Annotated in this window: 12 protein-coding genes and 1 pseudogene; 3 read left to right on the forward strand and 10 right to left on the reverse strand. The window is 45.0% G+C overall.

Annotation, left to right across the window (positions count from 1 at the left end; genetic code table 11):
* Positions 1-37 precede the first annotated feature (37 nt).
* The 4 genes and pseudogenes from NYE49_RS09910 to xynD form a co-directional block, all read right to left on the reverse strand.
* Positions 38-261, reverse strand: a pseudogene (locus tag NYE49_RS09910) (recombinase family protein); the annotation flags it as partial.
* 149 nt (positions 262-410) lie between these two features.
* Positions 411-1547, reverse strand: a complete 1137-nt coding sequence (locus NYE49_RS09915; RefSeq protein ID WP_047182682.1) for a choline esterase — start codon at positions 1545-1547, stop codon at positions 411-413.
* 259 nt (positions 1548-1806) lie between these two features.
* Entirely contained in the window at positions 1807-3075 is a 1269-nt protein-coding gene (xynC, locus tag NYE49_RS09920; RefSeq protein WP_029317861.1) for a glucuronoarabinoxylan endo-1,4-beta-xylanase XynC, read from the reverse strand.
* Positions 3076-3194: 119 nt separating this feature from the next.
* On the reverse strand, positions 3195-4736 hold the full coding sequence (xynD, locus tag NYE49_RS09925; protein WP_047182683.1) for an alpha-L-arabinofuranosidase: 1542 nt from the start codon (positions 4734-4736) through the stop codon (positions 3195-3197).
* Positions 4737-5328: 592 nt separating this feature from the next.
* Between xynD and NYE49_RS09930 the strand changes: the two genes are divergently transcribed.
* The 3 genes from NYE49_RS09930 (at position 5329) to NYE49_RS09940 (ending at position 7344) form a co-directional block, all read left to right on the forward strand.
* On the forward strand, positions 5329-5775 hold the full coding sequence (locus tag NYE49_RS09930; RefSeq protein ID WP_003231531.1) for a GtrA family protein: 447 nt from the start codon (positions 5329-5331) through the stop codon (positions 5773-5775).
* 6 nt (positions 5776-5781) lie between these two features.
* Complete coding sequence (gene galU, locus NYE49_RS09935) at positions 5782-6675, forward strand: UTP--glucose-1-phosphate uridylyltransferase GalU (RefSeq protein ID WP_038827847.1); 894 nt, start codon at positions 5782-5784, stop codon at positions 6673-6675.
* 72 nt (positions 6676-6747) lie between these two features.
* Positions 6748-7344 carry a DedA family protein gene (locus tag NYE49_RS09940; RefSeq protein WP_003231529.1) on the forward strand — a complete coding sequence of 199 codons (597 nt, stop codon included), beginning with the start codon at positions 6748-6750 and terminating at the stop codon, positions 7342-7344.
* Positions 7345-7391: 47 nt separating this feature from the next.
* Here the strand turns inward: NYE49_RS09940 and nrnB are convergent, their stop codons facing one another.
* From nrnB to NYE49_RS09970, 6 genes are all read right to left on the reverse strand, one after another.
* Positions 7392-8591 (reverse strand): oligoribonuclease NrnB, encoded by a 1200-nt coding sequence (nrnB, locus tag NYE49_RS09945; RefSeq protein WP_015383782.1) that lies wholly within the window; start codon positions 8589-8591, stop codon positions 7392-7394.
* 169 nt (positions 8592-8760) lie between these two features.
* Positions 8761-10296, reverse strand: coding sequence for an acyl-CoA carboxylase subunit beta (locus NYE49_RS09950; protein ID WP_080344200.1), 1536 nt, complete (start codon positions 10294-10296; stop codon positions 8761-8763).
* A 10-nt stretch (positions 10297-10306) separates the two neighbouring features.
* Positions 10307-11089, reverse strand: a complete 783-nt coding sequence (locus tag NYE49_RS09955) for an enoyl-CoA hydratase (RefSeq protein ID WP_047182685.1) — start codon at positions 11087-11089, stop codon at positions 10307-10309.
* A 20-nt stretch (positions 11090-11109) separates the two neighbouring features.
* A complete protein-coding gene (ldeG, locus tag NYE49_RS09960; RefSeq protein WP_015383785.1) occupies positions 11110-12009 on the reverse strand; it encodes a hydroxymethylglutaryl-CoA lyase in 900 nt (299 codons plus the stop codon).
* Positions 12010-12023: 14 nt separating this feature from the next.
* The gene (locus tag NYE49_RS09965) at positions 12024-12245 is read right to left on the reverse strand and encodes an acetyl-CoA carboxylase biotin carboxyl carrier protein subunit (RefSeq protein WP_014476962.1); all 222 of its coding nucleotides are present in this window, start codon (positions 12243-12245) and stop codon (positions 12024-12026) included.
* Between the two features lie 14 nt (positions 12246-12259).
* The gene (locus NYE49_RS09970) at positions 12260-13594 is read right to left on the reverse strand and encodes an acetyl-CoA carboxylase biotin carboxylase subunit (protein WP_015383787.1); all 1335 of its coding nucleotides are present in this window, start codon (positions 13592-13594) and stop codon (positions 12260-12262) included.

Here is a 13594-nt window from a genome sequence, read left to right on the forward strand (position 1 = left end):
ATACTTTTATATTGAGACAGAAATTTATTTATTTCATTTACTTCCTAGAATATATATTATGTAAACTAAAAAGCGGATTCTTTTGATAGTTATTAACTCTTGGCCTTCCACCTATTCTTCCTCTAGCTCTAGCTGATTTAAGCCCAGACAATGTTCGTTCACGAATGGCCCGTTCAAACTCGGCAGAACCGATAACATACCAAACATTGCTTTACCAGCTGCCGTACTTGTATCTAAAATATCTTGTATACTAATAAATTCGCCACAAATAGACAAGAGCTTGTATCACTTAGATACAAGCTCTTTTTGTACTAAAGCCCTCCTTAATTGAATTAACCGCGTGTTCTTATGTGACGTTGGATTCAACGGCTAACTCTTTGATATGCGTTTATCACAGCCTCTCGGTTATGTCACTTGTTGCTGGTCTTCTTGATCAAGTCCACGCCATCGTATGCAAGACTTTCCACACTTGCAGCCTTCTGCAGTAAGTAATGATCAAAAAAGCTTTTCGTATAGTCTGTAACAAGATTTCGCATTTCCATAGCATCACGTTCGCCTCTGAGTTCCTCCTTAACATTGGTAAACACGATGTCACAGTAATCTAAATGCGCAGCACGATCAACAGAGAAATAATAGGTTTCCATGCTATTGTTAGCGCCAATTATCGCATTCATATTATAGTTAGGTTCACAAAACAGTAGCAAGAAGGGTTTCTTAAGGTTGCTGGCGAGAAGACCGAACGCACCGCTATCCAAGCCAATCCCGCAGGCGAACCGTTCGTCGTCCCGGCAAACTATCGCCGTCGTAGGCCCTCCATAAGAATGTCCGACTATGCCCATGCCGATGTCAAGCAACAATCTGCCCTTAAAGATGGAATTCAGCTCTCCAGAGTCCAGTTTGTAAAGATAATCGGCTACATACCTTACATCTTCTGCCTGTAATTCGCTATACTCTGTTAACTTGGCAAGTATCGGCAGTGTAAGCACGTTTTGACACATCTCAATGGCCGTTTCATCATCAGGACGCAGCTCCATCCTACCAGCCAACTCCACCATCTCCGGATCTTCAGAAAACGCCATAATGGCATCCGAAAAATCCTTTGATACATTAAACAGGCGCCCATCTTTACGCTTATACATCGTGCTATTCTGATGGCCGATGCTTACCACTACATATCCCATGCTTGCCAAGTCTGTACAGATCACAGTACCCCATTCTGGAGAACCTCCTCCGCCGCAAACATAGAATAATACCGGATAGCGCTTTTCCTTCCCGGAGAGAGCAAGGTCGTCGTAACACTGGGTCTTGATATCGATAGAGTAAGCATCCTTCAACGCTGTGAGAAGCGGCTGCTCATTCAACATCTCGTAGACTTCAGGAAACATGTACGTTGATATAGTCTTACCTTCGCTACTGTCGGACGGATAGTACACAAACGCCGTCAGTTCTCTTTTTGAGTGATCTGATGCCGTATACTCAAAGTCCATCTGGGTTCGACCGACAGTATAGCAGCCAATTGGTTCTGGAAATGCGTCATAAGTTTTCATTTTCTTGTTCCCCCTTAATTAATAAAAGTGGCGAATGTGAAGTATATACATTGCGCTATGAGCGCTAAAAATTTCAAAAAATTTATAATCTTCAAGCAGAAAATGACGAAAAAAAGCGATTTTCTGATCGGAAAATCGCTTTTTTCAGACTTCGACTTTTTTATTTCCGTGCAGGTTTATTTGATGCACCCTTGGCGGTTATGACTACGGCGTTTAGATCCGTATCCGCTCCAATGCGGTACCGCTTGCCTTGGTGTCCTTAACGATTTACAACAAATGTTGTCACGCTTTGAGCTGGAAGATGGGCCCAAAAATGATTTCCCGATACAGTGAGATTCGTTCCAGGTTGTAGATTGCTGCTGCTGCTCGTGATCCATCTAGATACGTTTGAAGCAGATCCATTCTGCAAAACAAAGTTTTGGTTGACTCCTGTGTTGCTTTTATTGATGGCAACAATAACGACCTTGTTGTCACCTTTATAGGCTGACACGTAAACGTTCGCATTAGGGTTTTTCGTTGCATCAATCCTTACATAGCCGGGACGCACAAACTTTGAGAAATGAGCCATATTGTAGCCGCGTTTGCTGATCGTACCATCTTCTTTCATAGGTCCATATGATCTTCGGATGTACCACCATACATAAGCTTGAAAGTCCCCCTCTACCATCGCATTGTGAATATGTTGTGAAACATCCAATGCCTCGGGCCATCGATCCGCCGAGTTGTTATCACTGTTCGGATAGTATACTTCCGTCATCCAAAGATCCTTCCCCGCTCCTTTTTGTTTGAAAAGAGGATAAGGGAATTGGCTGACCTGAGTGCCGTACAGGTGGGTTCCGAGAATATCCATATTGGCAAGAGCCTGCGGATCGTTCAAAATCGGGTCCGACAAGTTCTTCAAGTATTGAAATGACTCAGGCGCAATGACGCGGGCATTGATCGAGCCGGCGTTTTCTCTCATAAAGCGAAGTATTTCTTGCGGCGTCCACCACGTCCACTCGTGAGCGTAATCAGGCTCGTTTTGTACCGAAATCGCGTAAAGATTCACACCATTATTCTTCATGAAGGTAACAAAATCGTTAAGATGCTGTGCGTATGCTGCGTACTTGTTGTATTTCAGCCGTTTAGCCGATGTGTCACCATTACGATTAAAGGTCTCAACCATATCACTTGGAGGATTCCAAGGAGAAGCAAAAACGATTGCTCCATGTTTGACCGCACTCTTTGCAGTCTCCACCTCTTTATACCAATTATTTCGATTTTCATCTACATGAATTCTTAAGATTGAAAATCCTAACTGGTTCTGTCCATTGCCAAAAGCAGTTTCTCTTTGAGCTGCTGTAAGATCCCCAGCCCAAGCCGGATGATTCATCCCTCCAAAACCGCGAATCACTTGTTTCTCTGCAGATACATTAACTGTTACATCACTTGCTGCCAAAACTTCAGTAGCGCCTGGCCCTAACATGACTGACAGCATAGTGAAACATACTAATAGTACACAAATTGTTTTTTTTATGCGTGGAATCATTTATTTCTCTCCTTCGTCATGTGTCTTTTACGGTATTAAAAAATCTGCATGGCATATCCATAATGGCGGGCTGTTCCGGACTTCACCCGCCTCGTTTTTAAGCGGTCCCATTACGAGTACTATCTTTGCGTAAACTGCCAGTAATCAAAATTAAACAAGTTTCCTGTACCTGTTCCGGTAAATACAAAGAATACTTTGTGCACGCCGGTTGCCCCGCTTATCGCAGTTTCTATTTCTCTCCACGTTTGCGCTCCACCTGTGGAAGGTACATTTAGGGTTCCTACAAGTTGACCGTCTGCACTGTCGAGGCGCACTTCTATTTTCCCGCCTATAGTGGATGCTACATTTGCTTTAAACGTTCTGGCGCCGCCCGCCCCGAAGTCTGCATTTCCTACAGCAATCCAGTCTCCATTTTGAATGCTTGTTACATGCTGATTATTTACTGGCCCGCCGGGTGCTGTCGATTTCTCTGTCAAAATGCGTCCATTCCAGGCAAACGTTTCAGCTTCTACCCGGTTATAAGGATTCAAATTGGAAAGCTGTGTTACACCTGCATAATTTGCTGCTACCTCTTGGATGGATCCATCTGGGTTATGCACCAGCTTATTAATATGGGGAGAACGGTATCCTTTGCCGGCCCCGAACAGAGCGGAACTGACAGTTTGCGCATGGTACACCACATACCACTCGTTTTTAAAATTGAAAACAGCATGATGGTTGTTTCCGCCGCCTCCGAAAAATGCACCCGGATTTTTCAGGAAATGCCCTCTATATGTAAAGGGACCCATGGGATTTGAACTGGTCATGTAGCCGATCTCACCCGGGGGTTTATCGGCCGGGTGCATGCCGCCGAAATTGAAGCAATAGGAGTAATAATATGTTCCGTTATACTTGTGCAATCCCGAATCTTCAAACATGAAAGGCGCATCAATTGTAGATGCACTTCCCTCAACACTCGTCATATCAGGCCCTAATTTTATGACCCTTGCCGTTTTAGGATTGGCCCATTGTGCCTGCGTTGGATTTGAACCGCCAGGAACGCCTCCCCCGGCATACAGGTAACCGGTGCCGTCATCATCTACAAATACTGCCGGATCAAAAAGCCATACAACACCAGACATTCCTGGCGTACTTGGCGTTACGAGCGGTTTTCCGATTGGGTCGGTCCATGGACCAATCGGGCTGTCTGCGGTGAGAACCCCGATACCTCCGCCGCTGTTTGCGAAATAAAGGAAGAATTTATCCTTGCCATTAATTTTTTTAACTGCGATTGACGGTGCCCATGACGCACCTGCCCATTTTGCAATTCCACGGCCTCCATTAGCTCCATTGGCACCTGCTACCGGAATGGCTCCGTGGTCTGTCCAGTTCACCATATCCGCTGAAGATATGACGAATACTCTATTCAAATTGGCAAATGAATTATCTTTAATTGTTCCGTTGCTATTATATTCATAGTCATCACTTGACATATAGATGTAGACTCTTCCGTTATAGGTCAGCGCAACCGGATCCGCTCCCAAATGATGGTCGATAAGCGGGTTTGAATTCCCTATATGTTTTGCAATTGTAGTACCTGTGGCAGCATACGCAGAATTCCCAGATAAGCAGCTCAATAATAAAACTAGAATCCATAAACATACGCTACACTTTTTCCTCATCACTTCACATCCTCCTTTTTCCTTAAAATGGGGGATTTTCTTTTGGAATTTGATGACAACAGGTCATGAAGATCGCACGCATAAGGTAGCCGGAAGCTGTTTAGCAATGTTCCCAGTTCTTGTTCTGAAAGCTCATCTTCATGTGTCTCCATTCTTCGAGGAGATCGCACCACTCCTTCAAAATTGTTCGAAAAAATTTCCCCATTCCTAGTGACCATTGTCCAGAAAATAAAAAGACAGGATTGTTCATGGCCTCCCACTAATCACATTGAACGGAGATTACATCATTATCCAAGATATCCCTTTATCTAACATCCTACATCATTAAAAAAATTGTGTATAGAAACTTTTGGAGGAGTTAGTTTTTCGATTCTACAAAGGAACTGGATACATTTATTCATTGATAAGATGGGGCTAACACTCCGTTTATATTTGTATGTTTTCAGACACAAAAAAACAGCCGTTCAATGCGGCTGTTTTTTTTCAAGACTATAAGAACTATTGAGCGGTATACCCGCTTTTTCATGTTTTGTTCATATTTTATTAAATGTTTATTCAACACTGTCCGCTATAGTAATCCATATCAACAAATATGACTGCCACTCGCATCTTTTATGAAGGGAGGTTCGTTACGCTGAAAGAAAAAATAAAGACATTAGGCCGTTTTTGCACCGTAGGCGTCGGCAATACGCTGATAGATTTTGGTGTCTTCTTTCTTCTTACCGCTTGTCATGTCTCTTATCTGCCGGCGCAGATCTGCTCCTATACTGCAGGTATCGTCAACAGCTATGTGTGGAACCGGAATTGGACGTTTTGTGTGAAACGTAAGGCTGACGGGAAAGAGATCGTGCGTTTTCTCATGATTAATATTGCCGCGTCGGGGATCACCTTTTTGCTGCTTTATTTGTTTCAAAATTGCGGCTGCTCGCTTTTGGTGAGTAAGCTCGCCGCCACTATCGGCGGAATGATGATGAATTTTATCGGAAACCGAATCTGGGTATTTGGAGATTCACTGAAAAACATACAGGATCAGGAGTGAGGATGAATGAGAAAAAAAGTGAGAAAAGCGGTTATTCCCGCAGCGGGTTTAGGAACGAGATTTCTGCCGGCGACAAAGGCGCAGCCTAAAGAAATGCTCCCAATCGTCGACAAACCAGCAATCCAATATATTGTAGAAGAGGCCGCAGAGTCAGGAATTGAAGATATACTGATTATTACAGGGAGAAACAAACGCTCGATTGAAGATCATTTTGATCGGTCGGCCGAATTGGAATTCAATCTCCGGGAAAAAGGCAAGACGGAGACACTTAAGGAAATGCAGCAGATTGCCGATTTGGCCAACATTCATTACATCCGCCAGAAAGAACCGCTCGGATTAGGCCATGCGGTGCTGTGTGCGGAGCATTTTATCGGAGATGAGCCTTTTGCTGTTCTCTTAGGTGATGATATTATGGTGTCTGAAACACCGGCTCTTCGGCAATTAATGGATGTATATGACGTTTATGGCACAGAGGTTGTCGGTGTACAGTCAGTTCTCCCTGAGGATGTCAGCAAATATGGTATTATAAATACATCAGGGTCTCAAGGGCATGTATATGAAGTGAACGATTTAGTGGAAAAGCCTTCTCCTGAAGAAGCACCTTCGGAAATCGCAGTAATGGGACGTTATGTGCTGAATTCTTCGATCTTCTCCGTTTTGAAGACAATTGGCAGAGGCGCGGGCAACGAAATTCAGCTGACAGATGCGCTTCGTGAGGTTTGCCGTAAGGAGCCGATCCATGCCCGGCTGCTGGAAGGAAATCGATATGACATTGGCGATAAGCTAGGCTGTTTTAAAGCGAGCACCGAAATCGGCTTAATGCGTCCCGAAATGAGATCTCAGCTTTTGGCCTATTTAGAAGATGTGATCAAACAGGAAACGAAAGAAATGCTGCGGTAAAAAAATTGTAACCATCTTGCTCGTCAATCAGTCATATAATAGTGAAAAAGATTAGGACAGGTTGTGAAGAATGTGGGCAGTTTGATAAGCGAAATTTTAACATGGCTGACGAACATGGGATATGCGGGTATTGCGATTGGGTTAATGATTGAAATCATTCCGAGTGAGATTGTATTAGCTTATGGCGGCTATATGGTATCGGAGGGCACGATTGGATTTATTGGCGCAATTATTGCGGGTGTTATCGGGGGCACCATTGCCCAGATCTTTATTTACTGGATCGGCCGCTATGGCGGCAGGCCATTTCTGGACAAATACGGGAAGTATTTATTGATTAAAAAGCATCATATCGACATGTCGGAAAACTGGTTTCAGAAATACGGCGCCGGAGTTGTCTTCTCGGCTCGTTTTATACCGGTTGTCAGACATGCCATATCCATTCCGGCAGGTATTGCCAGAATGCCTTTTCTCAAATTTGTGGTACTGACTGTGCTTGCTATCATTCCATGGTCTATTCTGTTTGTTTATTTAGGCATACAGCTAGGAAGCCAGTGGGATGATGTTGAGAATATAGCGGGCACTTATACAACACCGATTATGATATTGGCTGTTGTCGTGATAGCCCTTTATTTTGTGATTAAGAAACGTACAGCCATATTTAAACGATAGCTAGCGGATATGCATAGGGTGACTGACGCTCCCCTATGCATATTTTTTTACTTGCGATGTTGATTTGCCAGCTTCAGATTCTCCGCTAAAAATGCGACAAACACTTCATCCCGCACGAGCGATGCGGCATAATTTCTCTTAATAAACCATTCTGCCTCTTCAAACGCTGCGAATGTTTCGTCTTGGGTTTCTCCGTTAATTTGAATATTCCATTCGTTGTCTAAAGGGAAAAGAAAAAATCTCATTTGTGCGCGATTTTCATATAATGATCCATTCGCAGATCCCTTTAGATTATAGATGTTACGGAAGGCATCCGGCCGTACAGGATCAATGCGGAAAGCTTCAGCTACAAACAACTCGTATACTTCATCGGTTATTGAACAGCCGGACGCTTTTGCATGCCCTCCTCCGCCATATCGGCCGGCGATTTCTGACACATCGATGTAATCATGAATGGTGCGGAGACTGACTCGTTTTGACCCCATGCTCAAAATCGCAATGTAATCGAGGTGCGGGTTATCTTTCCCTAGCCTGTTCCCCAGCTCTGAATGGTACGATTCAGCGTGAACGATGCCTACACAGTGTTCGTGAACAAAGGTTTGTACCATTTCCCTTTTCTTTCTGCGAAGGTAGCGCTCGATTTTTTCGTCTTCTAAATCAAGCAGTTTTTCTTCAAAATCATCGAAGAAAAATTCGTCATGCGTGGAAAGGCGCTGGATCATTTTTGCTTCAAATTCATCGATTGACAGCAAAAAGAAAAGATCATTAAGCCGCTTCGCCTGTTTTTGATCGTACCGCTCCCACTCCCATGTATCGTATTGGCGGACGAGCTCTGTGAATTGATCTAAGGCATTTGTCGGTTTCATGAAGCCATTTTCAACGAGATAGCCATATAACAGCGATGTCGCGGATGTGAGCCTTCCATCATCGTATTCCACCTGGACAAATCCCCATTCATGCTCATTCAAATGAAGGGCTGTTTTATGATGGTCTATGAGCTTCACTTTGCCCCCTGTATGAACGTACTCATTCAATCTCTCTTCGTTTTCTTCATTGACGGCGAGATCGGTGATGAATAACGTGTCCTGTCTGTTGCTCTCCTTCGCTTTTTCTAAAAAGTACTGCACCTGTGCGTTTAAGCCGTTGACAGAGTTATACCGGACCTCTACGTCTTTTCCGAATGCCAATTTTGCTACGATTCCGCACCCTACTCCGTCCAAGTCGTTATGTGAATATAAATGATACATAATGTAGGCCCCTTTTTATGATAAACTGACAATTGCCGCTAGAGGTGCGGCAGCCTTTATTTACTATTCTAAAAAACCAAGCGTTTTATGCAAAGGTAATTAGTTGACATAATGTTGTTATTGTAAATATATAAAGGAGCGCTATTTTTGCGCTCCTAAGTTCTTGCTTTTACACCGGATAAACCGGATGTTTTCGATTGGTAAATGTCATTTCTTTTGTCATGTATGCCTTGAGCCGTTTGGCCAGCTCATCACGCAGCGAATTGGCTGGGATAACAGCATCAATGATCATTTCTGAAGCCAGACGGTAGATATTGATGTCCTCTTTGTATTCCTCCCGTTTGCTGCTGATAAATGCGGCTCTCTCTTCTTCTGGCAGCTCGGCGATTTTTTTAGCGTAGACAGCGTTTACAGCTGCCTCAGGGCCCATGACGGCGATTTGGGCGGTTGGGAGCGCTAGACAGCAATCCGGTTCAAATGCCGGCCCTGCCATTGCATACAACCCCGCCCCGTAAGCTTTTCGGACAATGACAGAGAGTTTTGGAACAGTTGCCTCCGACATCGCAGAAATCATTTTCGCTCCGTGTCTGATAATCCCAGCCTGTTCTACTTTTGTGCCAATCATAAAACCGGGGATATCGGCTAAGAACAGCAATGGGATATGAAAAGCGTCACATAAGGTAATAAACTTAGCCGCTTTGTCTGCTGAATCGTGGAATAAGACGCCTCCTTTTACCTTCGGCTGGTTTGCAACAATGCCGACAGGCTGTCCGTGGATTCGTGCGAGGCCCGTCAATAATTCCGGTGCAAATAAGGCTTTAATCTCAAAAAATGAGTCTTCATCTATGACCCGCTCAATCAGCTCATGCATATCAAAAGGTGCGTTTTGATTTTGCGGAATGACGTCGGCAAGCGGAGTGTCGAAGTGTTTTGGCGGGCGTTTCTCATGAATGGGCGCTTTTTCTTGAAAATTTGCCGGAAAGTAAGACAAATAAGCCCGCGCCAGCTGTATGGCTTCTTCTTCAGTTTCTGCAAGAATATCTCCGCAGCCGGAGATTGAGCAATGCATACGGGCGCCACCCATTTCTTCGAGAGACACTTTTTCGCCAATGACCATTTCCGCCATCCTTGGCGAGCCTAAATACATGGAGGCGTTACCGTCTACCATAACGACGATATCACAGAAGGCCGGAATATAAGCGCCACCTGCTGCAGATGGTCCGAAAAGCAGACAGATTTGCGGAATGCGTCCTGATAATTTGACTTGATTGTAAAAAATTCTTCCTGCACCGCGTCTCCCTGGAAAGACATTGATTTGGTCGGTAATTCGGGCGCCTGCCGAATCGACTAAATAAATGAGCGGACAGTTTAATTTTTCGGCGGTTTCTTGAATTCTGATGATTTTTTCAACTGTTTTTGCTCCCCATGACCCCGCTTTCACTGTTGAATCATTCGCCATGACGCAAACGGTTTGGCCGCCGATTTTGCCGATAGCGGTTACAACTCCATCAGCGGGAAGCCCGTCTGACATACATTCCGCAAAAAAAGCGTCTTCTAGCTCAATGTCATCGTCAAAGAGAAGGGAAAGCCGCTCTCTGACAAAGAGCTTGCCTTTTTCCCGATTGCTTTGATGATACTTTTCCGCTCCGCCTTTTCGAATCCGTTCAGCCCGTTCTGTTCGTTCCTTTTCATAATCCATGAGCATTGCCTCCCTTTTATATTCCCTTGTATACGGCCCGTCTTTTTTCTTGAAAGGCCTGAAGCCCTTCTCTCCTGTCTTTTGTCGGGATGGTTTGTTCATACGCTTTGTGTTCAATCGCAAGGCCTGTAGCGAGATCTGTCTCCAATCCTTTATTGATTGCAAATTTAGCCTGACGGACAGCGACCGGCCCGTTGGCAGAAATGGCTGCGGCCAGTTCCTCTGCTTTTGGCATAAGGTCACAAGGAGCCGTGACATGCTCTACAAGGCCGATTTCTTTTGCTTCGTGTGCGGTCACGCGTCTGCCTGTATAAATTAATTCTTTTGCTTTTCCTCTGCCAATCAGCCGGGGCAGCCTTTGGGTCCCTCCAGCGCCAGGGATAATAGCTAACCCTGTTTCCGGAAGTCCCAGCACAGCTGATTCAGCTGCGATTCGAAGGTCGCATGCCAATGCCAATTCTAGTCCGCCGCCTAATGCGCTTCCATTTATCGCAGCTATGACCGGCTGCGGCAAGGCATCAAGTAAAGCCGCCGTTCTCTGAATGAGAGATACACTTTCCAGAACCTGATCTTCTTTCAGTTTTATCCGTTCCTTCAGGTCTGCCCCTGCACAAAACGCTTTTTCACCGGTGCCTGTGAGGATGACGCAGCGGATGTTTGAGTTGAATTCAATTTCCTGGATAATCATTTGCAGGTTTCTAAGCATTTCCGCTGAAAGAGCATTTGCTGCCTGAGGCCTGTTTAAGGTGATCAACGCAATATGTTCATTTTTAACAGTAAAAAGAATAGAGTCTCCCATTGTATGCGTCCTCCCTTTTATCAAGATGATTTAAACACCTGTAAATTTCTGCTCGGCAGCGGTTTGCCCATTTTTTCTTCAATCCATTTGGCCGCAGATAGCAGTTTTTCGAGCTTTACATTTGTTTTGATATCCATCTGTTCAAGCATGTACACGATATCCTCAGTTGCGGCGTTTCCTGATGAACCTGGCGCATATGGGCATCCCCCAAGCCCGCCTGCCGAGCCGTCGAACACCGTGATGCCCATTTGGAGTGCTGTGACCATGTTGGCCAGAGCTGTTCCTCTCGTATCATGAAAATGCAGGGCAATTTGATTAGCCGGGAATCGTGCCAAAAGAGCTTCAAGTACAGTTTCCACTTGGGCGGGATTAGCCGCTCCAATCGTATCTCCAAGCGACAGTTCAGAAATTCCAAATTCAAATAGAGCTTCTGAAAGGCGAATGACTTGTTCAATGGGGACATCTTTTTCGTACGGACAGCCGAAAACAGTCGAGAGGTAGGCTCTTGTTGTGAGGTTTGCTTTTTGTGCGTCGTTGTTTACCTGTTTGAGTATATGAAGGGATTCAGAAGTGGATTTATTGATGTTTTTTCTGTTGTGCGTCTCGCTGGCGGACATAAAAACGCAAGCCTCGTTAATGCCTCCTTCAAGCGCATTCTCCAGTCCTCTTTGATTCGGGACAAGTGCCGCGTACGTTACCCCTTTTTCACGGTTGATGCCTTTTGCTACGTCGATAGCATCTCGAAGCGCCGGAATCCATTTCGGGTGAACGAAGGATGTGATTTCAATATACGACAGCCCTGTCCGGGAAAGCTGGTTGATCCAGGTTATTTTATCCTCTGTTGCGATCCATACGGGCTCGTTTTGTAAGCCGTCACGCGGGCCGACTTCTTTGATTGTCACTTTTTTAGGATATGACATGGTCTTCCTCCAAATTATTGAGTGGAATCGCTCAGTTCGAGCAGTACGTCTCCTTCATTTACAAAGTCGCCTTCATTTTTTTTGACTTCTTTTACGATTCCGCTTCTATCTGCAACGATCGGGATTTCCATTTTCATCGATTCCAAAATGGCTACCTCCTGGCCCTTTTCGATTTGGTCGCCGGCTTTGACGTGGACTTTCCACAGGTTTCCTGCCATTTGTATGCTAACCGTCATGACAACTGCCTCCTTTATAGGTGTTGTTTCAAAAAGTCAGTCGTGACATCCCCTTCTTTAAATGCCTTTGTTGCCGCAGCCTGTATGAGAAGCGGAAGATTTGTTTTGATTCCCTCTACACGATAGTCGCGAAGCGCTGTCTCTAGTTTTTCAATTGCTTCTGTTCTGGTTTGGCCTTTGACAATCATCTTAGCGATCATCGGGTCATAAAAAGGGGTAACGGTGCTGTCTTTTGCTACCGCACATTCGTGTCTGACTCCTTTTTGGTCAGGAAGTGAAAACGCAGTGATCGTACCTGGTGACGGAAAGAAGGTCTTGGGATCTTCCGCGTATATTCGAACCTCTATCGCATGCCCGTTCCGTTGGATGTCTTTTTGGGAGAATGTGAGTGTATGGCCCGCAGCAATCCGCAGCTGCTGCTCCACTAAGTCCAGGCCTGTTATTTCTTCAGTCACGGGGTGTTCAACTTGCAGTCTCGTATTCATTTCGAGGAAATAAAAATTTTGCTTCTGGTCAACTATAAATTCGATGGTGCCTGCGTTCGTATAGCCGATTGCCTTCGCTGCTTTTACCGCTGTTTGCCCGATCTTCATTCTTAGTTCATCGTCTACAAATGGAGACGGTGCTTCTTCAATGACTTTTTGGTGGCGCCTCTGAACAGAGCAATCACGTTCAAACAGATGTACTGTATGGCCGTGTTGATCGGCCAAAAGCTGAACCTCGATGTGACGCGCATGTTCAATAACTTTTTCTATATACATCGACCCGTCACCGAAAAAATCTGCTGCGCGCTTTTTGTTTCCCTCGTACGCTTTTTTTAATGCTTCTTCATTTTCAACACGCTGCATTCCGATGCCGCCTCCGCCCGCTGAAGCTTTCAGCATGACAGGATAGCCGATTTGACTTGCGGTGCGGCAGGCTGCCTCTATATCTCCGAGGGATTCAGAAACGCCCGGCACCACAGGGACACCTGCAGCCTCCATTGCTTTTCGCGCTTCAATTTTGCTGCCCATCTTTGCGATGATATCAGGGGAAGGTCCGATAAACACGATGTTTTCTTGCTTGCAGCGTTCAGCGAATCGGCTGTTTTCTGATAACAATCCATATCCAGGGTGGATCGCGTCGGCATTTGCTTTTTTCGCCGTGTTTATGATTCTCTCTATATTTAAATAACTTTCACTGACTCTCGATTCCCCGATCAAATAAGCCTCTGTAGCGGCTTTTGTATGGGGCGCGTCCTTGTCTGCTTCTGAATAAACCGCGACCGTTTTAATGCCGAGACGGCTGCATGTTCGGATAATTCTCATTGCAATTTCTCCGCGGTTGGCGATCAGTACTTTTGTAAACAT

This window comes from Bacillus sp. FSL L8-0358 (genome assembly GCF_038593095.1).
Classification (GTDB): Bacteria; Bacillota; Bacilli; order Bacillales; family Bacillaceae; genus Bacillus; species Bacillus subtilis.